This window comes from Rhodococcus pseudokoreensis (assembly GCF_017068395.1).
In the GTDB taxonomy this organism is placed as follows: domain Bacteria; phylum Actinomycetota; class Actinomycetes; order Mycobacteriales; family Mycobacteriaceae; genus Rhodococcus_F; species Rhodococcus_F pseudokoreensis.
The window spans coordinates 2987921-3013605 of record NZ_CP070619.1 but is presented as its reverse complement, the minus strand read 5'-3'; the positions used below and the strand labels follow the sequence as shown (position 1 = coordinate 3013605).

Genomic DNA, 25685 nt, shown 5'->3' with positions numbered 1-25685 from the left:
TCGACCGCTCTACGCACTGATTCGCGGTGGCGGACGCGATCGGCAGAGCCGTCCGGGCTGGGGTGTGGTGCGGTTGGGTCCGGTCGGTTCCTCTAACCGTGGGCGTGTAACGGCTGGCCGGCCAAGGCGAGATGGGCTTCGCCGAGCGCCTCTGCCTGGGTCGGGTGGGCGTGGATGAGCTGGGCCACCTCGTCAGGGTAGGCACCCCAGCTGACGATGAGTTGGGCTTCCCCGATGAGTTCGCCGACCCGTTCTCCAACCATGTGAATCCCAACCACGGCACCCCCGTCGGCGCGAACGAGTTTCACACCACCACTGGTGCCGAGAATCTGACTCTTTCCATTCCCGGCGAGGTCGTAGACGGATGTCGTGACCTGTGAGTACCGTTCAGCTGCTTGCGCCTCCGTCAGACCGACGGATGCGATCTCCGGCTGCGAGTACGCGACCCGAGGGATGTTCTGGTCCTCGACGGGCGTACGTGGGGTTCCCGCGATCGCATCGGCGACGAAGAGTCCTTGTTGGAAGCCGCGGTGGGCGAGTTGCGGGCCGGCGACGATATCGCCGACTGCATACACATTCGGCACATTGGTGCGCAGTTGACCATCCACCTTGACGAAGCCGCGATCGTCCAGGTCGATGCCGTTCTCTGCCGCGCCGATACCGGCTGTGCGAGGTCCTCGCCCCACCGCGACCAGCAGTACGTCCGCTTCGATGGTTTGGCCGGATTCGACGGTGACGGTGACGGAGTTGTCGCTTTGCTCGGCGCTGGTGAATCGGGTGTCGGTCAAGGTGGTGATCCCGCGTTTCCGGAAGGCCCGGGTGAGTTGCTTAGACGTCCACTCGTCTTCGCCGGCCACTAGTCGGGGTAGTGCCTCGATAATGGTGACCTCGGCACCGAGCGCTGCCCAGATGCTCGCGAACTCGACGCCGATGATGCCGCCGCCGAGCACGATGACGCGGCCGGGCAGAGTGGGGTATCTCAGGGCGTCGTCACTGGTCAGGATGCGACCACCGATCTCGAGTCCGGGAAGGCTGCAAACGTGAGACCCGGTAGCCAACACGAGGTCTCGACCGGTGATTGTGCGGTCATTGACGCGGATGGTGGTGCTGCCGGTGTAGTGACCGGTTCCTGATACGAGGTCGATTTTGTGGCTTCGGACCAGGCCTTGCAGTCCTTTGTAGAGTCGGTCGACGATGCCGTCTTTGTATTTGTGGACTGCGGGGATGTCGATATCGCCGAGGGTGGCGCCGATCCCCATACTGCTGGCGTGGGAGACGGTGTTGACGACCTCGGCGGCGTGGACGAGTGCCTTGGTGGGAATGCATCCGCGGTGTAGGCAGGTGCCGCCGACCTTGTCCTCTTCGATCAGGGTGACGGTCTTGCCGAGCTGAGCGGCGCGGAAGGCGGCAGCGTAGCCGCCTGATCCACCGCCGAGGATGAGGACGTCGGGATTGTCAGTCACGTGCTGCTCCTTGGAGGTGTGAGGTGTGCGCCGAGTTGACGATGGCGAACCGGTTTCGGTTGGTGAACACCGGTACGACGTCGGTGTCTCCGTTGTGGTATTCGATCAACCAGGCGATTCCGCTGATGGAGGGCACCACCATCCGGATCAACGCCCACTGCTCGGTGTTCCACCCGTCGGTTCGCAGCACACGTACGTGGTTTCCCACGTACCGCTCTGCGATCTGCCAGCCCATGGTGGGGCGGCGCTCGAGTTCTTCGTCGGTGACGTTTCGAAGGGCCATCAGCTCAGTGCGATCAGGCTCATCGGGTCGGACAGGATGTCGGCCATGGTGGCGAGGAATTTCGATCCTTGCTCGCCGTCGACGAGGCGGTGGTCGAAGGACAGGCTGAGTGTGGTGATCGACCGGAGGGCGATCTCACCGCGGTGTTCCCAGGGGCGCCGGCGGATGGAGCCGAAGGCGAGGATCGCCGCTTCTCCGGGATTGAGGATCGGTGTTCCGGCATCGACTCCGAACACACCGACATTGGTGATGGTGATGGTGCCGTCGGCGAGGTCGGCGGGACCGGTCTTGCCCTCCTTGGCCGTGAGGGTCAGCTCCTTGAGCGCGACAGCCAGTTCGCGCAGGCCGAGGGCCTGTGCGTTCTTGATGTTGGGCACCATCAGCCCGCGAGGAGTCGCTGCGGCGATACCGAGATTGACGTATCGCTTGGTGACGATCTCCTGTGCCTCCTCGTCCCAGGACGAGTTCAATGTGGGGTTGGTACGCAGTGCAACGAGCAATGCCTTGGCCACCAACGCCAGCGGAGTCAGCCGAATCCCGGCAAAGTACTTGTTCTCTCGCAGCTCGTCGAGCAGATCCATGGTCGGTGTCACGTCGACGTCCACGAACTCTGTGACGTGCGGTGCGGTGAAGGCGCTCCGAACCATCGCCGCGGCAGTGTGCTTGCGCACGCCCTTGATCGGAGTGCGCTCCTCCTCGGCGTTGGGTGGTGCGGTTTGATCGGTACTCTCCGTGACCGCCGGCTCGGTGCCGATGGAGGTCAGGAACCGTTCGAGGTCGCCTCGGGTCACCTGTCCTTGTCCGCCGGTCGGCTCGACATCGGCGAGGTCGATGCCGTGTTGCTTGGCAGTGAAGCGGACGGGTGGCGCTGCCAACGGCCGTGTCGGCAACTGCGGTGTCCGCGAGGGAAGGGCCGCGGTCGTGGCGGCTGGTTGTGGGGTCGGCGTCGCGGACCGGCGAGCCCGGCGCGTGGTGCCTTCTGCAGCAACCCCGTAACCGACAAGAACGGGGGTGCGGCCGCCCGGCTCTCCCGACTCACCGTTGCTGGTGGAGGAAGGCACAGCTGTGGGTCCGCCCGCTTCATCAGCGGTTTCGATGTCGATGAAGGGGCTGCCGACGTCGACAGTGCTCCCTTCCTCGGCGTGCAACGCGACGACCGTGCCGGCGTAGGGCGAGGGCAACTCCACGGAGGCCTTCGCGGTCTCGACCTCGGCGATGATCTGGTTGAGCGTCACAGTGTCCCCGACCGCGACCTGCCAGGTCAGCAGTTCGGCGTCGGTGAGGCCCTCGCCGAGGTCGGGCAGCAGGAATGTCTTGATGGTGGGCATGGGGGAACTCCTGGTCCTACGCGGTGAAGGTGCGGTCGACGGCGTCGAGGATGCGGTCGACGTCCGGCAGGAAGTGCTCTTCGAGCTTCGCCGGCGGATAGGGGACGGTGAACCCGCCGACGCGGGCGACCGGCGCCTCGAGGTGATAGAAGCAGCGCTCACCGATGCGGGCGGCGATCTCGGCGCCGATCCCGAGGAACACGGGCGCCTCGTGGGTGATCACCAGGCGGCCGGTGCGTTGCACGGACGCGGCGACGGTGTCGACGTCCAGCGGGGAAATGGACCGCAGATCGATCACTTCGACCGAACGACCCTCATCCGCAGCGACTTTTGCGGCCTGCAGCGCCGTCGTCACGAGCGGCCCGTACGCGACGACGGTGACGTCGGTGCCCGGGGCGACCACCCGGGCCCGGTGCAGCGGACTCGTCTCGGCGGCCGGGTCGATCTGCCCCTTCTCCCAGTAGCGCCGCTTGGGTTCGAAGAACAGCACCGGATCGTCCGACGCGATGGCCTGCTGAATCATCGTCTGCGCGTCGGATGCGTTGCTGCAGGTCACCACCCGCAAACCCGCGGTCGCGGCGAAGTACCCCTCGGGGGACTCGGAGTGATGCTCGATGGCGCCGATGCCGCCGCCGTAGGGGACGCGGATGGTGATCGGCATCTTGACGTTGCCGCTGGTGCGGTAGTGGAGTTTGGCGACCTGCGAGACGATCTGGTCGAAGCCGGGGTAGATGAACCCGTCGAACTGGATCTCACACACCGGTCGGTAGCCGCGCATCGCGAGACCGACTGCGGTGCCGATGATCCCGGACTCGGCGAGCGGGGTGTCGATGACGCGATTGGGGCCGAAGTCCTTCTGCAGTCCGTCGGTGATGCGGAAGACACCGCCGAGTTTGCCGATGTCCTCGCCCAGGAGCACGACCTTCGGGTCGTTCTCGAGGGCGCGGCGCAGGCCGGCGTTGAGGGCCTTGCCGAGCGGGAGCGTGGTCGGGGCGGCCGCGGAGATGGCTGTGCTCATGCGTCGGTTCCTTCGAAACTGTCGAGGTAGGCGGCGAACTGACGCCGCTCTTCGTCGACGAGGGGATGGGGTTCGGCGTAGACGTTGTCGAACAACGACATCGGCTCGGGTTCGACGGTCTCGAGGCATCCGCGGCGCAAGGCGGCGGCGGTGTCGTCGGCGCGCTGCTGCACCGCGGCGAGGTACGTGTCGTCGATCGCACCCGCCGAGTCGAGGAGGGCACGGATGCGGTCGAGTGGGTCCTTGCGTTTCCATTCCTCGTCGAGCGCGGCCGGGCGGTACCGGGTCGGGTCGTCGGAGGTGGTGTGCGGGCCCATCCGGTAGGTGACGGCCTCGATCAGCGTCGGTCCGCTGCCTTCCCGTGCCCGTTCGAGCGCGGCCCGGGTCACGGCGATCACGGCGAGGACGTCGTTGCCGTCGACGCGCACGCTCGGGACACCGAACCCGCGGCCCCGCGCGGCGATGCTCACCCGCGATTGCAGACTGACCGGTTCGGAGATCGCCCACTGGTTGTTCTGGCAGAAGAACACCACCGGTGCGTTGAAGCTCGCAGCGAATCCGAAGGCCTCGGAGATGTCGCCCTGACTGGTCGCGCCGTCGCCGAAGTAGGTGATCGCGGCGCCGTCCGAGCCGTCGAACTGCATGCCGAGCGCGTACCCGGTGGCGTGCAGCGCCTGCGCGCCGACGATGATCGCCGGGGTTGTCATGTTGTAGTCGAACGGGTTCCAGCCCGAGTGCGTCGACCCCCGCCAGAACCGGAGCATGTGGGTGGGATCGACGTCGCGGCAATACGCGACTCCGTGTTCGCGGTAGCTGGCGAAGACGAAGTCGCCGGGATCGAGTGCGCGCGCCGATCCGACCTGCGCCGCTTCCTGCCCCAGCAGCGGCGCCCACAGGCCCAGTTCGCCCTGACGCTGCAGCGCGGTCGCCTCCGCGTCGATGCGTCGCACCACGACCAGGTCCTCGTACAGTGCGCGCAGCTCGGTGAGGTCGATGTCCTCCACCCAGGCGGAGAAGTCGGGATGGGTGCGCCGCTGACCGGTTTCGGTGATCAGCTGAACTATCTCGTCAGTGTCAAACAAGGGAACATCCTTCGAAAGGGATTGTGTTGCGGCAGGGCACATGCTGTGTGTCGCGCAGTGGGCGTCACACAACCAGCCGTTGATGGTGTTGCACAAGTGTTGGTCTGTCGTCTGAGCAGTCTGCGCAGAGCCCGGACCACCACCAGGGTGGTCGTTGCGCGAACTGCAGGTCGTGGGTTCGTGTCGTAACCGGTTCCACTCCCGGTTCGGAACGACCATGAGCGAAGAACTGCCCCGAGAAGGTCGAGGCCGTCATCGCCGGATCCGGCAGCGCCAGAGCCTTCGATTTCAGTGGCCTCCGCTGGCTGGGTTCAACCGGTCGGGCTAAGTCAGATGATCCGTGACCCACGTTTCCCGTCCGCGTGCGTAGGTCACCAGCGGTAGCTGGTGTTCCGCCGCGAACACCTGAGCGTCGGCCTCATCTGCCTGACGGATCTGGAGATGATCGCTGACGAGATCGGCGAACACAGCACCGGCCATGTCCACCCGCATGGTCAGATCGAGGGCCAGCTTCGGGATCTCGGTGTCCGACACGTGGGGCGATACACGGACGGGTACCAGGTGCCCCGGGCGGACGAGATCGTGTCGGGACGAGCCCGGGTTCCCGAGCACACGCGCCGTCTGGGATCGGTCGAAGGCGGAAATTCCGGTGGTAATGCGGTCGACAGAGTCGACTGCGACACATTGACCGATTGCAGTAGAGCTCATCCCGGCGTTCATGGCGCTGGCTTCGGGGATGAGCAGCCGGTCACAGGTCTCGGCCGGGAGGGCGACTTGCACGAACCCGGACGAGTAGCGGATCGCGAAGGCCATCTGAGCTGGACTTGCAGCCGGTGCCGCGAACACGAGGGCAACCTGCGTGCGATTGCACAGCAGGATTGTGCCGCCCTCGGCGAGATGCCGGAGTCCGAGTTCGGCGGCCGCCTCGCTCGGGTGCCGGGAGGTATCGGGGGAGTAGTAGCGAGCGACTGAGCCGATCATCGCGTCCACCTCTCTGTACAGGGGCTTTTCAGGCAGTCAATGTCCGGAACTTGCTCCCGTGGAAGACCAGAGGAGAGGTATCGGTGTCGGAATGCAGGGCGTGGATACGCATCAGAACCACGTCGTGGTCGCCGGCCGGGATCTCCGTTTCGATGGAGCAGTCGAACAACGCGGTCGCGCCGTCGACGAAGGCGGCGCCTTCATCCGTGACCTCGAGGTCGACACCGGCGAAACGATCGCCCGTTTTGGAGGAAAGCTGTCGGCATGCCGAACCATGGCCTTCGCCGAGCACGCTGACCCCGATTCGGGGAGCTTGGCGCAACCGCGGCCATGTCGTCGATGTGCTGGCGATACACACGGAGATCAGTGGTGGCTCCAGCGAGACGGAGGTGAACGAACTGGCCGCAAGTCCCACAGGTTCGCCGTCGATGACTGCGGTCAACGCCACGACTCCGCTGGGGAAGCACCCGAACGTCTGCCGAAGCAGTTGCGCGTCTTCGATTCCGGTCAGGGTGATCATCAGTGATTCTCCTTCGCTGCGCGGCAGATCGCAGCACCCCATCGCGTCACGTAGGACGTCAGAGTGCCGGCTTGGTTGTATTCGGTGTCGAGGGCGTAGAGACCTGGGCCGGGGCAGGTGGCGCCCAACTCCACCAGCACGGGCTTCAACAGCAGGTCAGGCGCCATCGCGTGCGTGGACGCCGCCCCCAACATGAGAGGAACCGTAGAAACACCCCGCAGTCCCTGATCATTCGGAAACCGATCGAGGAAGAGCTTCAACATCCCGGAGTACGTTCCCTTGAAAGTGGGACTGGCGACCACCAGAAGCGACGAGCCGCCGACCGCCTCGACGGCCTCGGACACCGAGCGATCCTGCCAATCGAGCAACTTCGGGCCGAAGTTCACGAGATCGATCACTGTGCTCGGCCTGCTCCCGGCCAGGAGTTCGGCCAGCTCGGTTGCAGCAGCGAGCGTGCGCGAACCCGATTTTGGATTCCCCACTACAACAGTAACTTTCATCGGTTCATACCCAATCTCGGCACGATTTCGTAGTTGAGAAGGCGCATCATCTCTCTCCGTTTCTGCCTGCTTCTCGTCGAGCGGTAGCACCGGCGGGAAGCGCGCCTTCTGGCGTCGGCTGTCCCTCCTTGAGGGTTATTGAAACATTTGTTACTATAACTCGCAAGTGATCGGCCTCATAGAAAGCACTCACTGTGACCTACACCCAGCCCAAGCAAATGCACCTCGGGGTCGTACTCAGCCCCACTACCGCTCACGTGGCCGGATGGCGCCATCCGGACGCGATCTCCAATGCCGGCGCCACCTTCGAACAACTGCGTCAAATCGTTGATGACGCCAGCCGTGCCAAGTTCGATTTCGCTTTCCTGGCTGACGAGCTGTGCGCGCCGGACGCGACCGACGAGATCTTGAGTCGCGATCCGGTCGTCTACCAGTTCGAGCCACTGACACTCATGTCGGCTCTTGCGGTGACCACCAAGGAAATCGGTCTGGTGGCCACTCAGACGACCACCTACAACGAGCCCTACCACATTGCACGCAAGCTGGCTTCGATCGACAACCTCAGCGGTGGCCGATGCGGTTGGAACGTCGTGACCTCATATGTCCCGGCGGAGGCGCGCAACTTCAACCTCAGCGAGCATGTCACCTACGAGAACCGGTACGAGCGTGCCCGGGAATTCTGTGAGGTCACCGCGGGCCTGTGGGACAGTTGGACCGATGACGCCTTCGTCCTGGACAAGGAATCCGGGCGTTACTTCGATCCCGAGCGAATCCGTCGTCTCAATCACGAGGGCAAGCACTTCAAGGTGGCAGGCCCTCTGAACGTCGTTCGGTCGCCACAGGGTCATCCTGTGATCGTTCAAGCGGGGTCATCGGAGCACGGTCTCGACCTGGCGGCCGATGTTGCGGAGATGGTGTTCACGGCACAGCGGAACCTCGACGGTGCAGTCGCATTCAACAAGGGTCTTCGTGAACGCGCCGAGCGTCGCGGGCGCGATGCCAACAGTTTCCGTGTCATCGCGGGCGTGTATCCGGTGATCGGCGGAACCATGGAGGAAGCCAAGCGCAAGTACAGCGAACTCCAAGACTTGATTCACTCCGAGATCGGCCTTGCTCGCCTGTCCCAGCTGCTCGATTTCGATGTCACGAACCTGCCGCTCGACGGACCCCTCCCGGACAACATTCCGGTGACCAACGCGTACCGCAGCCGCCAAGAGCTCATCATCAACATGGCGCGTGAGGGCAACATGACCCTGCGTGAGCTCTACAAGGAAGTGATGAGTGCGTATGGGCACCGCATCGTGATCGGAACGCCGGAGACCGTTGCCGACTCCCTGCAGGAGTGGCACGCCGCCGGCGCGTCGGACGGCTTCATGATCATGCCGGCCTTCCTCCCGACCGGCCTGACCGACTTTGTCGACGGCGTCGTCCCGGAGCTCCGCAAACGAGACCTGTTCCGCACCGAGTACGAGGGCAACACCTTGCGTAGTCACCTGGGCATCGCACGACCCGACGTGCCCTCCGGTGATCCGGCGTTGGTCTAGCGGTCGCCCACGGGCCCCTGCGGACGACGGCGCCCACCGACGAAGAACAGATACTGCCACGAGCAGGCCTGACCGAACTCCCACCGCGGCCGCGTTCCCGATCGTTCACGGGAACGCGGCCGCGGTGGGTAGTACTTGTCGCCACATCCGACCACCACTGCACACAGCGGGCAAAATGATGATTAAGCTGGACCGAACCGACGCGCGAATTCTATTGGCGCTGTGCGCGACTCCACGAGCAACAGGCGTGCAGCTCGCGACCCTTCTCAATCTGGCACGCAACACCGTCCAGTCCCGGGTTTCTCGGTGGGAGACCGACAAGGTGCTCCTGCCGATCGATCGCTGTGTCAGCGCCCGGGATCTGGGATATCCGCTGCAGGCCTTCGTTACCGCAGTCGTCGATCAGCGCCGGCTCGAGCAAGCGATTGCCGAACTGCATCTGATCCCCGAGGTCGTCGAGGCTGTGGGGATGTCCGGCGATGCCGATCTGCTCATCAAGGTCGTTGCCTGCGACACCGACGACCTCTACCGCGTCGCGGGAGCGATCCTGGCCGTGCCCGGGGTCGAACGCACCGCCATCTCGGTGATCATGAGGGAAGCGATCCCCTATCGAATGGCTCCGCTGCTCGAGCGACTACGAGATTCGGCATCGTCCTAGACGTCCTGCCTTCTGATCGAATTGGCGGGTAGTGTCCTCGGGATCTGTGAGGCACCCCACCCAGCGCATCGTGGTGGTCTTCCCCGAGCCCAGGCTCGGGGAAGACCACCACGGCATCGACCGTCAGATCATTTCGATGTGCGATCGCGATCGGTGTTGATCGATGCGGCCTTGGCCAGATCCAGTCCGCGGGTCTCCGGTGCCCAGATGAGCGAAACGACGAGTCCGACAGCGGTGATGGCCGTGGCGATCAGCAATGTCGCGGAGGTGCCCAGAGTCGTCAGAGACAGGGGGACGAGGAAGGTGCCGATCGCGGCACCGATCCGGCTCAGGGCGGAGGCAAGACCGACAGCGGCACCGCGAATGTGTGTGGGGAACAGCTCGTTCGGATAGACATAGCACAGGATCTGCGCTCCGCCTGCGGCGAGAGCGTAGATGACGAACAGGGCCGCGATCATGAGGGTCGTCGAGCCTGGGAAAAGACCGAGCAGCAGCAGCGCAAGTCCCGACCAGAGGAAGCTGTGGATGATGACGGCGCGCCGTCCCATCCGGTTGACCAGAAGCAGGGCGATGATGCAGCCGACGAGGAAGATCGCCTGGATGGCCGCCGACCCGACGGTACTCGCGCTACCTTCGAGCTTCATCGCAGCGAGGATCTGCGGACCGAAGACGAAGATGGCGAAGACCGGGATGATGGCGCAGGTCCAGAAGGTCGTCACGAATGCCAGCCGACCGCCGTATCCCGATCTGAACAGCGCCACGAACCCGACGCTCGACTTAGCTTCGTCCACTGTCGCAGGTGGCATGACGACGCCCGGGCCGAACACCTTGGTCACGACAGCCGCGGCTTCGTGGTCTCGACCTTGATTGGCGAGCCAGCGGGGCGACTCGGGCGTCTTGAGTCGTGCGAGCGCGATCAGCGCGGTCGGGACGACCGAACTGGCCAGCATCCACCGCCAGGCGTCGTCACCGGTTGGCAAAAGCAGTTCACCGACGAGGTACGCGGCAGCGCCGCCGGCGAAGAATGCGGCGATCAGGATGCCGAGGAACGGGCCCCGGTAGCGCTTGGGACTGAACTCGGTCATCAGTGACGATGCCAGGGGGTAGTCGGCCCCGATGGCGATGCCGATCAAGAGGCGAACGACGACCAGCATGATGGCGTCCGTAATCCAGAACTGGGCAACCGAGAGCACCGCGATGGCGATGAGGTCCCAGTTGTAGATTCGCTGACGCCCGAAGCGGTCGCCCAGGTAACCGCCGAGTGCGGCTCCGAAGAAGATGCCCACTAGTGCAGTGGCGCCGACAAGTCCCTCGACGAGGGGGCTCAACTCGAACCGGGGCCCGATCTGAATCATTGCGACGCCGATGATCGCAAGGATGTATCCGTCTATGAACGGCCCACCGCCGGTGCAGAGCAGCAGGCGGTAGTGGAAGCGGTGCAGTGGAGCGTCGTCGAGCGTCGTCGTGTTCAGGTGGCTATTCGACGCCGCATTGGGGGATGGCTGGGGTTGTGCCACGGTCATGAAAGTTTCTCCTGCGGGAATTGTCCCGGACGGGGGTGCTCTGCCTCGAGCGCAGTCACCCGGCGCCCGAGATCGAGGGAGGCCCGTTTCCGGTTGCGAAGTCGTATCGAGTGCGGAGGTCCAAGTTTTTGTAACACTCGCTACGAGACCATGAGTGTGCGCGACGTCACAGTCGATGTCAACTGCCCCGACCTGCAAGTACGAACGCAAGGGCGGAGTTGCGTTGTTGTGTGCCAAGGGATTTAACAGTCAAGGTGGGTGGGCGAAGCTCGGACGGCTGCGCAGGCTGCGCAGGGCTCGGGCTCCACGGCTGATGCCTGCTCAAATCGGTCCACTCGTGACACTCGCTGCGCGCCGACCGTCAGCCCCCTCGGGAGCTTGACAGGCCCTGTGAGGGCGAGCACACTGAAGTTTGATCGTATCAAGCGTTACAAAAACTCTGGATCCGTGCCGCTCAGCCAGTTGTCAGCGCGGTCCGAAGACATGGCCGACCGTCTGCGGCGGCACCGAGCAGCCGTGCCTTCACCTCATCTACTCACCAGGACGAAAATTCATGACCATGGTTCCACCAAACCCCGCCAGCAACAGGGCTGCCGTCGTCGCGGAGTCCGCGCCGACGACACTCGACGACGCACCGTTGAGTTGGTTCCACCTGCGATTGGCCGTATACACCGGTGGTGGCCCGTTCCTCGACGGATACATCCTCGCGATCATCGGTGTGGCGATGATCCAGTTGTCACCGCAGTTGCAGCTCACCGCCGCGATCGAGGGCGTGGTGGGGGCCGTGGCTCTCGTCGGAATCTTCATCGGAGCAGGCGTCGGCGGGTACCTCACCGACCGATTCGGCCGTCAGAAGCTCTACAACTGGGACCTCATCGCCATCGCGGTCCTGTCCATCGCGCACTTCTGGATCGGCGATGCGGTCACCCTCATCGTGATGAGGTTGCTGATCGGTATCGCGCTCGGCGCCGATTACCCGATCGCGTCCTCACTGCTCACCGAGTTCACGCCCAAGCGGTACCGCGGTCCCTTCATCGGGTCACTGATCGCCGCATTCTTCGCCGGCGGCGTCGCCGCCTACCTCGTCGGTGAGCTGCTCCTGATGACCGGTGACGACGCCTGGCGGTGGATGCTCGCCAGCGGAGCGGCCCCGGCCTTGTTGCTCGGCATCCTCCGGTACGGCACCCCCGAATCGCCTCGCTGGCTCGCCAACCAGGGGCGAACCGACGAGGCTGCCGCTGTCATGACGAAGGTATTCGGTCCCGGCGTGGTGCTGCCGACCGAACAGGAGCAGACATCCAACGTCGGAATCCGCGAGCTCTTCAAATCCGGATACACCACACGACTGGTCTTCGTGACGACCTTCTGGACGTGCGCCATCATCCCGGTCTTCGCCATCTCCGTCTTCGGCCCCAAGATTCTGGCCGGGTTGAATCTCGACGGTGTCGCGAGCACCGTCGGGTCGGCGGCCATCCAGGCGATCTTCCTCGTGGGCTGCATCATCGCCCTGCTTCTGGTCAACCGGATGGGACGGCGATCGATGCTGATCCACAGCTTCCTGTGGTCAGGGGCTGCGTTGCTCGTCATCGGACTGTTCCCCGACGTACCGGCACTATGGATCGCGGTCCTCTTCACCGTCTACGCCGTGGCGGCTGGCGGCAACCAGATCCTTACCTGGGTCTATCCGAGCGAACTGTTTCCCACGCACATTCGCGGTGCCGCCGTCGGTCTTACCTCCGCCTTGAGCCGGATCGGTGCCGCGATCGGTACCGTCCTCGTCCCCCTCTCTCTGGCGAATCTGGGAACCTCCGTGACAATGCTGATCGCCACGGCCATCACCGCTGTCGGATTCGTCGTTTCGCTCATCTGGGCACCGGAGACCCGCGGGCTGGATTTGAGCGACGCCGCATCGCTGCCCAGCAACTGACGACGCAATCACGCGATCTGAAAGGTGTGGGGCATGGCATCGGCTCCTCAATGGTTCACCGCCCAGTTCAGGTCTCGTGAGCAACGTCGTTCGAAGTTAGATAGTGACGTGACGCGGATTCGGTGGCGGCGTGTGCAGGCGGGCCCCGACGTCAGGTTGATCACGGATGGACCCCGACCAGTCGGCAGGCGCACCCGCAGTCGTGGGCGCGGTCGCCCATTGGATGGCCCTGATAGTTTTGGGCAACAGTGGTAGAGGAGGACGGAAGTCATGGCGCGACCTGTGGATCCCGGTCGAAAGCGGGAAGTTCTCGACCTCGCCGTGGGGTTCCTGGCAGAGAACGGCTTGTCCGGTTTGACGCTCCGCAAACTCGCCTCCTCCATGGGGGTGAGTACCAACACGCTGTCGTATCAATTCGGCTCGAAAGAGGGATTGGTGGAGGCGGCGCTGGCCCGAGCCCGTTCGTCGAGTTTGGATATGCTCGACGGGCTTCGGGCCGAGAACCCCGAGATCACCGTCGCCGAGTCTGTGCGTCAACTGTGGTGGTGGTGGCGCGAGGAGCCCTCACGCTTCGCATTTCCGCGCCTGAACATGGAAGCCATGATGACGGCGAACGAGGCCGATCTCGCACCTGGTAAAAGGCCGGAACTTCTCAGCTTCTGGGTCGCATACTTCGCCAAACGACTTGAGCAAGAAGGGCATTCGGAAGAAAGTGCCATTGACCATGCAACCCTGTTGCTTGATACACTGACCGGACTCGTCATGGACATCATCAGCACCGAGGACCACGCCCGAGTTGACAGGACCCTCGATCTGCTCGCGCGCATCCTCGAGCCGAAGTACGCCAACGACCACTGAATCGCACCACATGACTGGCCGTTGGAAGCGGGCCCGTCAAACGAGGACGTGCCGGACGCCCGCGCGGGTTGCCGCTACTCCCTGAGGCTCGCCACCCACGCCGCGATTTGAGCGCGTGAGGTGAAACCCAGTTTGACGAGGATGTTCTGGACGTGCCCCTGTGCGGTCCTGGCGGAGAGCACGAGTTCGGTTGCGATCTCACGGTTGGTCAAGCCTCGGGCGACCAGATCGGCGACCTGACGTTCCCGCTTCGTCAACACGGCCTGGTCGGTCCCAATCGTTGCCGCAGGACCAGGCTCGTCGAGAGCGAAGCCGACGGCGCCGGCCAGGCCGAGAGTGGCACCGGCCCGGTAGGCCACATCAAAGGACCCGTCACCGAGAGCTAGGCGGGCATTCTGCGCGCATGTGTCGTGCAGGACCTGCATATCCGCCAAGAACACCGGTGAGCTGCCCACCGCGGTTCCCGCCGCCTCGGACGCCCCGAGCAGTGTCACGGCGCGCCGATGGTCCCCTTCGCTACCGCAGAGCCAGGCCAACGCTTCCAGGCACGCCGCCGAGCAGACCGCATCGCCCACGCGATGCGCCAAGCGCAGTCCCTGCCGTAGGTAACGGTCCGCCTGCGGGTGCTCGTGCCGGCGCCACTGCGCGACACCGAGAGCCCACAGCGAGTACGAGCGGTACACCGACTCGCCGCTCGCCTCGGTAACCGCAAGGACCTCCTCGTAGCAGGTGACAGCGTGGGTACTCTCCCCGTGAATTTCGTGCGCCAGCCCAAGCAGTGCAAGACCGGCGACCAGCAATGTTCGATCGCCTACGCGACGAATTTCGGTCAATGCCTGGCTCAGGTGCGCACATGCCGTGGCGGTGTCACCGCCGAATAGCGCCAAACGCCCGCGGGCGAACAGGACCAGGGTCTTCATCTCGGACCCCGCTAGCTGGTTGGCGAGAGCAAGAGCTTCTTCGACCAGTTCGGTGCCCGCGCTGATTTCGCCCTGCAGCGCGGCCAGGACACTGTCGGCATACAGGGCCCTGATCCTGCTGGTTGTCGGCTGCGCCGACTGGTGCGCGAGTAGTCGGTCGAGCCATCGACGGCCCTCGCTGAGGGCGCCGTGAATACTCCAGAACAGGTGCATGGCCGTCGCGATGCGCAACCCCGTCTCGACCAACCGGTTGTCGGCGGAGCTCAGGCAATACTCGAGTGCCTCCCGGATGTTGGGCTGTTCGCGATCGAGACGAGCAATCGCGTCCAGTTGCCCCGGACCGATCCATTCCGATTCCACCGCGCGACACACCTGGTCGTACCAGTTGCTGTGTCGAGATCGTAGTGCCAGATATTCGCCGCTCTGGCGGGCCTTCGCTCGGCCGTATTCGCGGATGGTTTCGAGCATCCGGAACCGCACGACAGTTCCGGACTGTTCTCGCAACAAGATCGACTTGTCCACGAGAGCGGTGACGGCATCGACGGTGTCACCGATTCCTCCGTCTAGTGAGCAAATATGTTGTGCTGCATCGAGTTCGAATCCTCCAGCGAACACCGACAGTCGGGACCACGCTAACCGCTCGTGGTCCGAGCACAGCTCGTGACTCCAGTCCACCGACAATCTGAGCGTCTGCTGACGTGACGGTGCACCTCGCGGACCCGTAGTCAGAAGGGCGAACCGATCGGTCAGCCGCTGCAGAATCTGTTCAGGCGACATCACTCGGATCCTTGCGGCGGCCAGCTCGATCGGTAAGGGCATCCCATCGAGTTTGCGGCAGATGCTGCTCACGACGGCCTGGTTGTCGTCGGTAACCGCAAAATCGGAAACCGCTGCTACGGCGCGCTCGCGGAACAACGTCACCGCGTCATAGCGAGGGATACCGCGTAGGGACGAGGTTCGATCGGGGACCGTGAGCGGCGGTACCCGGAAGACGACTTCGCCGCCGATGTCCAGCGGTTCCCGACTCGTGGTGAGGATCCGCAGGTGCGGACATGCGTGCAGCAAGTCTGCGGCCAGCCCGGCGACAGCATCGAGCAGGTGCTCGCAATTGTCGAGAACCAGCAACACCTGCCGGGGCGCGAGATGCTCGACAAGCGAATCCTTGATGGATCGGGGTGCGCGTTCACGCACGCGAAGCCGCGCGGCCACCACCTCGATGAGAAGGACCGCGTCCCGCAAGTCACCCAGCTCGACCAACCACACGCCGTCACGGAAGGATGCGGCCGTGGTCGCGGCCGCACGAAGCGCCAGACGGGTCTTACCGACCCCGCCGATCCCGGTCAGCGTCACCAGCCGAGACGACCGCAGCAGTTTTGCCGTCTCCGCCAACTCGGTCCGGCGGCCGATGAAGCTGGTCAACTCGAGGGGCAGATTCCCCTCGGGGGTCTTATGGGCCGGACCATCATCGTGTCCTCGTCCGGAACGGGACCGCACGAGCACACCCGGCGTCGCTTCGTCGCCCGGTACGGCCATGTCGTCGACAGCAAAACCGTGTCGGCGCTGCACGGTACGCAGGTCCTCACCCAGTGCCGCGGCCGTCAGCTGGCGGTCCTGTGGACCCGAGGCCATGGCCCGTTCGATGACCGCAGCCACATCGCCGGCCACACCGTTCTCACGCAGATCCGGGACAGGTCCAGTCGTGATCCGCAGGAACTGCGCCACCAACTGCTCACCCTGGCGGCGTTCGAACGCGGCATGTCCGGTGATCGCGCAGAACAAAGTCGCGCCCAAACTGTAAATGTCCGAAGCTGGGTTCGGAGAACGCCCGGAGAGCACTTCCGGGGCCGTAAATGCCGGTGAACCAGTGATCACCCCAGTGGCGGTCTCGAAACCCCCGGTCATGTGCGCGATACCGAAGTCCGTCAACCGCGGTTCTCCGTAGTTGTCGAACAAGATGTTCGCAGGCTTCACATCACGGTGCACGATACCGAGCCGGTGTGCGGTTTCAAGTGCCCCGGCGAGTTTGACGCCGAGGCGCAGTGCGACTTCGAGCGGTAGCGGACCGACTCCGCGGATGTGCTTGTCCAATGACCCGTGCCGGTGATACTCCATCACAACGAACAATCGATCGTGCTCGGTGACTCCGACCTGCAACGCTCCGACGATATTGGGGTGACCGGTGAGCCGGCCCATCGCCCGGCCTTCACGGAGGAAGCGTTGACGGTTCTGTTCATCGAAGTCCGCAGTGAGTACCTTCACAGCGACGGTGCGATCGAGCGCTGCCTGCGTGCACCGGTAAACGACCCCGAATCCGCCCCGCCCGATCTCACAGGGGGCGCCGAAACCAGAGGCCTCGAGGTCCGCCTCGGCACCAGGAATTACACCACGTTGTGTCTCGCACGGGTCGGGCTCAACCATCCGATACCGGCATTCCACTCCATGCGCGGCCTCGAAACCGTGCCACGCCCTCGCCCCAGGATATCCTCCCAGATGTGCCGCGGATGGGGTCGACCTGAGCTGTCCCCGAACCGGGAGTCTGAATCCGTGGGTGCGCGTCACCACCGAATCCGGTGTCGGACTCACCGCCGTGTATCGGAACTGGGTGGAGGTGCACGGTTTCCTGGACCGGTATCCGAGCACTCAACTCCTCGCGGGTGGGTGTCCGTAAAGGTTGAGGGTCTTAAGGCTCATGTGCTCACACCTGCCGTCAGGATGGAGGCCAGTTCGCGATAGGCGCTCGCGTCGTCGAGTCCGGTGTTCGCATGGACACTGCCCTGCTGGATGCGCACCATCATCGTCGCGGCCAGGTCGGCTGCGAACGCGGCGTGCACGTCGCGGAAGTCGCCGGCGGCGACGCCCTCGGTGATCAACTCCTGAACGCGGCCGGCCGCGAATTGCGTGTTCCGTTCGTACACCTCCCGTGCCGGGGGGAAGGCGTCGAGGTCGGCCATGAACTGGTCGGACGCGGCCGCGAGGGCGTTGCCGACGGCCGACAGGTACGCGGTGATCCGCTCGCGGGCCCCGCCGATCTGTTCGATGCGCGACTCGACGTCCTCGGTCGCGCGGCGGAAGAAGTGCACCGTGGCGGCCCGGACCAGCTGCTCCTTGCTGCCGGCGAGGGTGTACAGCGTCGACTTCGAGCAGCGCAGCCGGTTCGCGATCTCGTCGAGCGTCAGGTGCGCGAACCCCTCGACCAGGAAGAGGTCGACGAGGGCGTCGAAGAGCTGGGTGCGCCGTCGGGTGGCGAAACCGGGTCGGGTGGGCTGCTCCATGACAGAAATAGTACTGGGAGGTGCCTTGCAGTACTATTTGGTAATCAGTACTCTGGGCCGTAATCCAGTACTGCTTTCCGTAGCCTTCTCGAGGAGACACCGTGGCCGTCGATCGTTTGCTGCCTACTGACGAAGCCCGTGACCTGATCCAGCTCACGCGCGACGTCGCCGACAAGGTCCTGACGCCGATCGTCGACGAGCACGAGAAGTCGGAGACCTACCCCGAAGGCGTGTTCGCCACCCTCGGCGAGGCCGGACTGCTGAGCCTGCCGTACCCCGAGGAGTGGGGCGGCGGCGCGCAGCCGTACGAGGTGTACCTGCAGGTGCTCGAGGAGATCGCCGCGCGCTGGGCCGCCGTCGCGGTGGCGGTCAGCGTCCACAGCCTCGCCTGCCACCCGCTGATGACATTCGGCACCGACGAGCAGAAGCAGCAGTGGCTCCCGGACATGCTCGGCGGCAACACCGTCGGCGCCTACAGCCTGTCCGAGCCGCAGGCCGGATCCGACGCCGCCGCCCTGGCCTGCAAGGCCGCCGCGACCGACGGCGGGTATGTCGTCAACGGCGCGAAGGCCTGGATCACGCACGGCGGCATCGCCGATTTCTACAACCTCTTCGCCCGCACCGGTGAGGGCTCGAAGGGGATCTCCTGCTTCCTGGTCCCGAAGGACACCGAGGGGCTGACGTTCGGCAAGCCCGAGGAGAAGATGGGCCTGCACGCCGTGCCGACCACGTCCGCGCACTACGACGACGCCTTCGTGCCCGTGGAACGGCGCATCGGCGCGGAGGGGCAGGGTCTGCAGATCGCGTTCAGCGCACTCGATTCCGGCCGGCTGGGCATCGCCGCCGTCGCCGTCGGCCTCGCGCAGGCGGCCCTCGACGAGGCCGTGGCCTACGCCCAGGAGCGGACCGCGTTCGGCAAGAAGATCATCGACCACCAGGGCCTCGGGTTCCTGCTCGCCGACATGGCCGCCGCCGTCGACTCGGCGCGTGCCACGTACATCGACGCCGCCCGCCGCCGCGACGCCGGTCTGCCGTACTCCCGCAACGCGTCCGTCGCCAAGCTCGTCGCCACCGACGCCGCCATGAAGGTCACCACCGACGCCGTGCAGGTCCTCGGCGGCTACGGCTACACCCGCGACTTCCGCGTCGAGCGGTACATGCGCGAGGCGAAGATCACCCAGATCTTCGAGGGCACCAACCAGATTCAGCGTCTGGTCATCAGCCGCACCCTCGCCGCGAACTGACGAACCCACCCCGAAAGGCCTTTCCGCACATGACCACCTCCGTGATCGTCGCCGGCGCCCGCACTCCGATCGGCCGGCTGCAGGGCTCACTCGCCGGATTCTCCGGCGCCGACCTCGGCGCCATCGCCATCGAGGGGGCGCTCGGCAAGGCCGGTGTCGCCCCGGACCGGGTCGAGTACGTCATCATGGGCCAGGTCCTCACCGCCGGTGCCGGGCAGATGCCCGCTCGTCAGGCGGCCGCGAAGGCCGGCATTCCGATGAGCACGCCGTCGCTCAACATCAACAAGGTGTGCCTGTCGGGGGTCGAATCGATCATCCTCGCCGACCAGTTCATCCGGTCCGGCGCGTTCGACGTGATCGTCGCCGGCGGCATGGAGTCGATGAGCCAGGCACCGCACCTGCTGCCCGGTTCGCGCGGCGGGTTCAAATACGGCGACGTCACCCTCGTCGACCACATGGCCCTCGACGGATTGCACGACGCATTCACCGACCAGCCGATGGGACTGCTCACCGAGGCGGGCAACGACCGGGACGTCATCGCCCGCGAGGACCAGGACGCGTTCGCCGCCCGCTCGCACCAACTCGCCGCGAAGGCGTGGGACAGCGGGGTCTTCGACGACGAGGTCGTCCCCGTCGAGATCCCCGCACGCAGGGGTGAGAGCACCTGGCTGCGCCGCGACGAAGGCATCCGGCCGGACACCACCGCCGAAACCCTGGCACGGCTGCGGGGTGCGTTCCGTGACGGTGGCACGGTGACCGCGGGCAACGCGTCGACCATCAACGACGGCGCCTGCGCCGTGGTGGTGATGAGCAAGGAGCGCGCCGAGGCGGAAGGTCTGACCTGGCTGGCCGAGATCGGCGAGCACGGGATGGTCGCCGGGCCGGATTCGGGCCTGCAGTTCCAGCCGTCCGGGGCGATCGCGAAAGCCTGTGAGGCCGCCGGCATCTCACCGACCGCGTTGGATCTGATCGAGATCAACGAGGCGTTCGCCGCGGTCGGGATCGCGTCCACCCGCGAACTCGGCGTCGACCCCGAAACAGTCAACGTCAACGGCGGCGCCATCGCCCTCGGGCACCCCATCGGAATGTCCGGCGCCCGGATCACCCTGCACCTCGCCCTCGAACTGCAGCGTCGCGGCGGCGGCACCGGCGCGGTCGCCCTCTGCGGCGGAGGCGGACAGGGCGACGCCCTGATCCTGCGCGTCCCCTGACATCAAACATTCCGGCACAGCGCTCTCCGCAATGGGAGCGTCACCTGCATCCACCAGAGGAGCATCATGAACATCGACGGATCCGTCGCTATCGTCACCGGTGGCGCATCCGGCCTGGGCAATGCCACCGCACGCGCCCTGCACAGGCGCGGAGCCCAGGTCGTACTGATCGACCTTCCCACCTCCAGCGGACCCGATGCCGCTGCCGAGATCGGCGACGGCGCGCATTTCGTCGCAGCCGACGTCACCTCCGCCGACGACATCGCTGGAGCCGTTGACTTCGCGGCCGGGCTGGGCGACCTCCGGATTGCCGTGAACTGCGCCGGCGTCGCCACCCCAGGCAAGGTTCTCGGCCGAAGCGGCGCACTGCCGCTCGAGGACTTCGAGCGTGTAATTCGTATCAACCTGGTCGGCACCTTCAACGTGATTCGCCTTGCGGCAGAGAAGATCTCGGCCACAAATCCGATCGACGGCGAACGAGGCATCATCATTGACACCGCCTCCGTCGCCGCGTTCGACGGCCAGATCGGCCAACCCGCCTACGCCGCATCGAAGGGCGGTGTTGCGGCACTAACACTTCCCCTCGCCCGGGAACTCGCGCGCCACCTCATCCGCGTCGTCACCATCGCCCCGGGGATCTTCGAAACCCCGATGATGGCAGGACTGCCCGAGGACGCGCAGCGTTCACTCGGTGAACAGGTCCCCCACCCCTCCCGCCTGGGCAAAGCCACCGAGTACGCCGCCCTCGCCGCCCACATTATCGACAATCCCATGCTCAACGGCGAAACGATCAGGCTCGACGGTGCCATCCGGATGGCGCCGAAGTAGAACCGCTGACAGCGGTGCCGGATCGGTACGGCGGTCAGGCGAGTGAAAGGTCAGTATCGAGTGACAGGACAGAGCTCGACCGCGGGCGTATCCGCTTCGCGGGTCGACCCAGGCGGGCGCAAGCTGCTCCGCATCGAGGTCCGTAACGCGCAGACTCCGATCGAGCACAAACCGAACTGGATCAAGACGAGAGCGAAGATGGGCCCGGAGTACACCGAGCTCAAGACGCTGGTCAAGTCCGAGGGCTTGAACACGGTGTGCGAGGAGGCTGGCTGTCCCAACATCTACGAATGCTGGGAGGACCGCGAGGCCACGTTCCTCATCGGCGGCGACCAGTGCACCCGCCGCTGCGACTTCTGCCAGATCGACACCGGCAGGCCCGCCGACCTGGACCGCGACGAGCCGCGTCGCGTCGCCGAGTCCGTCCGCTCGATGGGTCTGCGGTACTCGACGATCACCGGCGTCGCCCGCGACGACCTCCCCGACGGCGGCGCCTGGCTGTATGCCGAGACGGTTCGCCAGATCCACGCGCTGAACCCGACCACAGGCGTGGAGAACCTCATCCCTGACTTCAACGGCAAGCTGGACCTGCTGGCCGAGGTATTCGACGCCCGCCCCGAGGTTCTCGCGCACAACCTCGAGACGGTGCCGCGGATCTTCAAGCGGATTCGTCCGGCGTTCCGCTATGAACGCTCCCTCGGCGTGATCACCGCCGCCCGCGACTTCGGGCTGGTCACCAAGTCCAACCTGATCCTCGGCATGGGCGAGACCCCCGAGGAGGTACGCGAGGCGATGGAAGATCTGCACGCCGCCGGTTGCGACATCCTCACCATCACCCAGTACCTGCGCCCCTCCCACCGGCACCACCCCGTCGAGCGGTGGGTCAAGCCCGAAGAGTTCGTCGAGCACTCCCAGGCCGCCGAGGAGATCGGGTTCGCCGGCGTCATGGCCGGACCGCTCGTCCGCTCGTCGTACCGCGCCGGACGTCTCTACGCGCAGGCGATGGTCCGCCACGGCCGCTCGCTGCCCGCCGGGCAGGCACACCTTGCTGACGAGTGGACCGCCTCGCAGGAAGCCGGTTCGCTGATCGCGCGCCTCGCACGCGCCTGAACTTTTCGCAGGTAACGGGGGAAGAGGTGGTGGGTCGTCAGTCCGTCCGTCCAGTGCTTGTCGAGTTTCGGAGGGCGACCTCGAAGTGGTGACCTGGATGTTTCCTGCATCTTGGGGTGGTCGAACCGGGCCTCCTTGACGGAAACCCCAGTTCAGTAGATGTCACCGCCGACAAGTCGGAGGTGACCCGTCTGCACCGCGGCGCTACCTATTACGTCTTGATTGACGAAAATGCCAGTTTTTCAGTGCATTACGAGTCGCTAGGCATCGGAACCTGGAACCGGCCACGCCGCCTGGGCAGGTTTGGTCCGCCGTCGGGCTCGCGCCGGTGCACGGAATACTTGAGTGCGGCCGGAAGACCACGCCAGTCTGCTCCGATCGGCCGCCGGTCGACTCCGGGACACGTCCAAGTCGGCGCGACGCAGCCACGATGATCGGCCATCCGATGCCAGACAGGGCGCCAGATCGGATAACGTCCGCTAGCGGTACTCCGAAACTAGCTTTTTGCCAGTGCATTTAGGGGTAACTGGGGATTTCCCGGGTGGTTCGTGAGGAAGTGATCGCGCCGACGTGGGGAGCGAGCAGACGGACGATGACGGCACGCGGCCGCCCATGACGTGATGCGGCGGCCGGCCACCGTGACACCCGCAGCCGGGCCACATGGGGCCGTGCGACGAAAAATCGAACAGCCCCATAAGTCCTCGCCCCTGTCGTGACCGCAGTCCTACTTCGCGAGCGTCGAGCATGTCACCGGATGCACCTCCGTCCAGTCGGAGCGGTAACCGGTAGATGAGAGACTGCAAAGCCATGCGGTTTGCAGGTGCCTGTCCACGTCCCCGACTTCGACCGGTGCTGCGCGACGAGGTGGGTGCCGGGCGCGAGCTTCACGAGATCACGTCGTGCGTCGGCGGTGCGGGCCACGCGAGGCGACCGTCGCGGATGCCGGCGATCGTCGACGCGATCCAGTCCAGCTCGGCCCGTGCGGCGTGGAGTGCGTAATCCGCCTCGACAACGAACAGGGCGGGCACCCCGTCGCCGAGCGCGCGGGTGTACTTGGCCTGGTCGGATTCGATTCTCGCGGTGAGTCGTTGGGCGCGTTCGGTGAGTGCGGCGACGGCGCCCTCGCGTCCCAGCGCGCCGAGATAGCTGATGGCGGCGAAGAACGGTGAGAACTCCCGTGCGGCGCTGCGGATCTGGACGTCCAGTCGGCTCACCAGTTCCGCGCGCCCGGCGTCGGTGAGGGCGTAGACGGTGCGGGCGGGCCGCCCTTCGCGTTGCGCACGTTCGTGTTCCTCGATCCAGCCCGCCGCCGCGAGGGCGGCGACCACATTGTTCAGCGAACCGCGATTGAGCGGCCACTGACCGTCCTCGCTGCGCTCACGCAACGTGATCTCCAACTGGTAGGGGTGCATCGGCGATTCGAGGAGCAGGCCGAGCACCGGCAGGACGAGGGGATTGTCGAGGACGCGTCCGGGCATGGTCGAAATATACCAGTCTAAATAAACTATGACGAAGCACGCTGTTCGGGCGCCACGACCTCGCCTTTGTCACGATTGGGTCACGGCCCGCTACGGTGGATCGTTGACCACGACGCCGATCATGAAGGAACAAATTCTTGTTACAGAGTGAATCGAAGTTCAGGGATTATCGTCTCCATGCCGTCGCGCTCCTCGTGGGCGTCCTCTCCGTGGGGGTGGTGGCCTACCGGGAGTTCGATGCGGCAACGGGCTACCTGATGGACCTCTCCGTCTTCCGCGACGCCGGCCACGCCTTCGTCAGCGGGCTGCCGCTCTACTCCGCGGACTTCCCGAGCAGTTCCGGGTTTCGGTTCATCTACGCACCGTTCGCGGCGATCCTCTTCGCACCGATGGCGGAGATCGACCCAGCGGTCCTGCAGGCGCTGTGGTGCGCCCTCAACCTCGGACTCGTGTGGTGGATGGTCAAGGTGGCGCTGTCGAAACTCGACGTCGGCCGCCCCGAACTTCTCGCTCTGCTGTCGATGGGGCCGGTACTGCTCCTCGAGCCGATGCGCTCGAACTTCGACTTCGGTCAGATCAACATCATCCTGATGGCGCTCGTGGTCGCCGACTGCACCGGGGTGATCCCGAAGAGGTTCCGCGGAATCGCGATCGGCCTCGCCGCGGCAATCAAGATCACCCCCGCAGCCTTCCTGTTGGTCCTGCTCGTCCGCCGCGACTTCCGCTCGATCGGACGGTCGCTCGCCACGATCCTCGTCACCGTCGCACTCGGCTTCTGGCTGCTGCCGCAGTCGTCGGTGTGGTTCTGGACCACCGAATTCTTCGCCACGGGCCGTGCGGGCGCGCCCGACTTCTTCCGCAACCAGGCCGTCACCGGCGTCATCGCCCGGCTCGGAGCGGAGGGCAGACTGGCCAGCATCCTCTGGGTGCTCAGCGCGGCCGTCATCGTCTCCGCCGCCGCATGGTCGGCGTACCGGTTCACCCGGTCGGGTGAACACCTGATCGCACTGTCTGTCGTGGCCCTGGCATCCCTGCTCGCCGCGCCGTTCGCCGTCACCCACCACTGGGCGTACAGCATCCTGCTGATTCCGATCCTGATCGCACCGCAGTACCGCAGCTGGCGACCTCTGGTCGGCGCCGCGACGCTGATCTTCCTGATCGGCCCGAATTTCGTGCTGCAGTCGTCCTCGTCCGGCTGGGTGGAGGCCGCCGTCCGCGAGGTGATCGGCAGCTCGCAGTGCCTCGTCGCCCTGATCCTGCTCGGCGCCGCGGTCGTGGCCGCGCGGTCCCGCACCCCGCTCCCGGACGTCGAGACCGACGCAGTGCCCGCGGACGCCGATGCCCTGGAGCCTGTCCGCGGCTGACACCCCGCTTTCCGCCGGGCGAATGTACCTTTCGGCGCCTCAGGTGCGCCGAAAGGTACATTCGCCCGGCGTCGACGAGCCGCGCGGACGACCGGGCGGCGCTATCGTCGAGTCATGTGCCGAAACATCACCGAGCTGCGCGGACTCGAACCGGCGGCCACCGCGGAGGAGATCGAGGCGGCGGCGCGTCAATACGTCCGGAAGGTCAGCGGAATCCAGAAGCTCTCCGACGCCAACCGTGAACCGTTCGAGGAGGCGGTTGCCGTCGTCACCGAGGCCACCACGAAACTTCTCGCCACACTGCCGGCGCGCAAGCAGCCACCGCAGACCGTGCCCCCGCTGCGACGGCCGGAGGTCCGGGCGCGCATCGCGGCGAAGGCCGCGTCATCCAGCTGAGCGCGGCGAAGGCCGCGTCATCCAGCTGAGCGCGGCGAAGGCGGCCGTCACTTCCTCCTAGCCCGACGAACGGGACGCTCGTTGCATCAGATCCAACGAGCGTCCCGTTTGTCCGAGGTGTGGGGTGGCCCGGCCGATCGGGTGGTGTCGGGATCGGCCGGTGTGCTCTACGCTCCG

General features: G+C 65.4%; 22 protein-coding genes. 10 read left to right on the top strand and 12 right to left on the bottom strand.

Annotated features, from left to right (window positions below; genetic code table 11):
- Positions 1-92: 92 nt before the first annotated feature.
- The 8 genes from lpdA to JWS13_RS18825 all read right to left on the bottom strand — a co-directional run bounded on the left by lpdA (position 93) and on the right by JWS13_RS18825 (position 7175).
- Positions 93-1463, bottom strand: a complete 1371-nt coding sequence (lpdA, locus tag JWS13_RS18860) for a dihydrolipoyl dehydrogenase (RefSeq protein ID WP_206006970.1) — start codon at positions 1461-1463, stop codon at positions 93-95.
- The gene (locus JWS13_RS18855) at positions 1456-1746 is read right to left on the bottom strand and encodes a hypothetical protein (RefSeq protein ID WP_206006969.1); all 291 of its coding nucleotides are present in this window, start codon (positions 1744-1746) and stop codon (positions 1456-1458) included. The genes lpdA and JWS13_RS18855 overlap by 8 nt, the downstream gene beginning before the upstream one ends.
- Positions 1746-3074: a dihydrolipoamide acetyltransferase family protein gene (locus JWS13_RS18850; RefSeq protein WP_206006968.1), complete on the bottom strand. Its 1329-nt coding sequence runs from the start codon at positions 3072-3074 to the stop codon at positions 1746-1748. Before JWS13_RS18850 ends, JWS13_RS18855 begins: the two co-directional genes overlap by 1 nt.
- Before the next feature lie 16 nt (positions 3075-3090).
- Positions 3091-4092: an alpha-ketoacid dehydrogenase subunit beta gene (locus tag JWS13_RS18845; protein WP_206006967.1), complete on the bottom strand. Its 1002-nt coding sequence runs from the start codon at positions 4090-4092 to the stop codon at positions 3091-3093.
- Positions 4089-5216 carry a pyruvate dehydrogenase (acetyl-transferring) E1 component subunit alpha gene (pdhA, locus tag JWS13_RS18840; protein ID WP_206011654.1) on the bottom strand — a complete coding sequence of 376 codons (1128 nt, stop codon included), beginning with the start codon at positions 5214-5216 and terminating at the stop codon, positions 4089-4091. The genes JWS13_RS18845 and pdhA overlap by 4 nt, the downstream gene beginning before the upstream one ends.
- A 282-nt stretch (positions 5217-5498) precedes the next feature.
- A complete protein-coding gene (locus tag JWS13_RS18835; protein WP_206006966.1) occupies positions 5499-6155 on the bottom strand; it encodes a 3,4-dihydroxy-2-butanone-4-phosphate synthase in 657 nt (218 codons plus the stop codon).
- Positions 6156-6183: 28 nt separating this feature from the next.
- Positions 6184-6675, bottom strand: coding sequence for a flavin reductase family protein (locus tag JWS13_RS18830; RefSeq protein ID WP_206006965.1), 492 nt, complete (start codon positions 6673-6675; stop codon positions 6184-6186).
- A complete protein-coding gene (locus tag JWS13_RS18825; protein ID WP_206011653.1) occupies positions 6675-7175 on the bottom strand; it encodes an NADPH-dependent FMN reductase in 501 nt (166 codons plus the stop codon). Before JWS13_RS18825 ends, JWS13_RS18830 begins: the two co-directional genes overlap by 1 nt.
- 194 nt (positions 7176-7369) lie before the next feature.
- On the opposite strand from JWS13_RS18825, the gene JWS13_RS18820 reads away from it, so the two are divergent.
- Together JWS13_RS18820 and JWS13_RS18815 are read left to right on the top strand one after the other, a co-directional pair.
- Positions 7370-8719 carry an LLM class flavin-dependent oxidoreductase gene (locus JWS13_RS18820; RefSeq protein ID WP_206006964.1) on the top strand — a complete coding sequence of 450 codons (1350 nt, stop codon included), beginning with the start codon at positions 7370-7372 and terminating at the stop codon, positions 8717-8719.
- A 178-nt stretch (positions 8720-8897) separates the two neighbouring features.
- Positions 8898-9377: an Lrp/AsnC family transcriptional regulator gene (locus JWS13_RS18815; RefSeq protein ID WP_206011652.1), complete on the top strand. Its 480-nt coding sequence runs from the start codon at positions 8898-8900 to the stop codon at positions 9375-9377.
- 128 nt (positions 9378-9505) lie between these two features.
- On the opposite strand, the gene JWS13_RS18810 is transcribed toward JWS13_RS18815, so the two are convergent.
- Positions 9506-10900, bottom strand: a complete 1395-nt coding sequence (locus JWS13_RS18810) for an MFS transporter (RefSeq protein WP_241032238.1) — start codon at positions 10898-10900, stop codon at positions 9506-9508.
- A 559-nt stretch (positions 10901-11459) separates the two neighbouring features.
- Here JWS13_RS18810 and JWS13_RS18805 point away from each other — a divergent pair.
- On the top strand, positions 11460-12827 hold the full coding sequence (locus tag JWS13_RS18805; protein WP_206006963.1) for an MFS transporter: 1368 nt from the start codon (positions 11460-11462) through the stop codon (positions 12825-12827).
- 270 nt (positions 12828-13097) lie between these two features.
- The gene (locus JWS13_RS18800) at positions 13098-13685 is read left to right on the top strand and encodes a TetR/AcrR family transcriptional regulator (protein WP_206006962.1); all 588 of its coding nucleotides are present in this window, start codon (positions 13098-13100) and stop codon (positions 13683-13685) included.
- A gap of 74 nt (positions 13686-13759) precedes the next feature.
- Here the strand turns inward: JWS13_RS18800 and JWS13_RS18795 are convergent, their stop codons facing one another.
- Together JWS13_RS18795 and JWS13_RS18790 are read right to left on the bottom strand one after the other, a co-directional pair.
- A complete protein-coding gene (locus tag JWS13_RS18795) occupies positions 13760-17023 on the bottom strand; it encodes a protein kinase domain-containing protein (RefSeq protein ID WP_206006961.1) in 3264 nt (1087 codons plus the stop codon).
- A gap of 269 nt (positions 17024-17292) precedes the next feature.
- On the bottom strand, positions 17293-17877 hold the full coding sequence (locus JWS13_RS18790; RefSeq protein WP_206006960.1) for a TetR/AcrR family transcriptional regulator: 585 nt from the start codon (positions 17875-17877) through the stop codon (positions 17293-17295).
- A 101-nt stretch (positions 17878-17978) separates the two neighbouring features.
- Here JWS13_RS18790 and JWS13_RS18785 point away from each other — a divergent pair, with 101 nt between their 5' ends.
- The 4 genes from JWS13_RS18785 (at position 17979) to lipA (ending at position 22270) form a co-directional block, all read left to right on the top strand.
- On the top strand, positions 17979-19121 hold the full coding sequence (locus tag JWS13_RS18785; RefSeq protein WP_206006959.1) for an acyl-CoA dehydrogenase family protein: 1143 nt from the start codon (positions 17979-17981) through the stop codon (positions 19119-19121).
- A gap of 29 nt (positions 19122-19150) precedes the next feature.
- Complete coding sequence (locus JWS13_RS18780; protein ID WP_206006958.1) at positions 19151-20332, top strand: acetyl-CoA C-acetyltransferase; 1182 nt, start codon at positions 19151-19153, stop codon at positions 20330-20332.
- 66 nt (positions 20333-20398) lie between these two features.
- Positions 20399-21160, top strand: coding sequence for an SDR family NAD(P)-dependent oxidoreductase (locus JWS13_RS18775; protein ID WP_206006957.1), 762 nt, complete (start codon positions 20399-20401; stop codon positions 21158-21160).
- A 60-nt stretch (positions 21161-21220) separates the two neighbouring features.
- Positions 21221-22270, top strand: coding sequence for a lipoyl synthase (gene lipA, locus JWS13_RS18770; protein ID WP_206006956.1), 1050 nt, complete (start codon positions 21221-21223; stop codon positions 22268-22270).
- 884 nt (positions 22271-23154) lie between these two features.
- Here lipA and JWS13_RS18765 read toward each other — a convergent pair.
- The gene (locus tag JWS13_RS18765; RefSeq protein ID WP_206006955.1) at positions 23155-23748 is read right to left on the bottom strand and encodes a PadR family transcriptional regulator; all 594 of its coding nucleotides are present in this window, start codon (positions 23746-23748) and stop codon (positions 23155-23157) included.
- A gap of 137 nt (positions 23749-23885) precedes the next feature.
- Between JWS13_RS18765 and JWS13_RS18760 the strand changes: the two genes are divergently transcribed.
- Complete coding sequence (locus JWS13_RS18760) at positions 23886-25112, top strand: glycosyltransferase family 87 protein (RefSeq protein WP_206006954.1); 1227 nt, start codon at positions 23886-23888, stop codon at positions 25110-25112.
- Between the two features lie 114 nt (positions 25113-25226).
- Complete coding sequence (locus JWS13_RS18755; RefSeq protein WP_206006953.1) at positions 25227-25508, top strand: DUF2277 domain-containing protein; 282 nt, start codon at positions 25227-25229, stop codon at positions 25506-25508.
- The last annotated feature ends 177 nt before the right edge of the window (positions 25509-25685 follow it).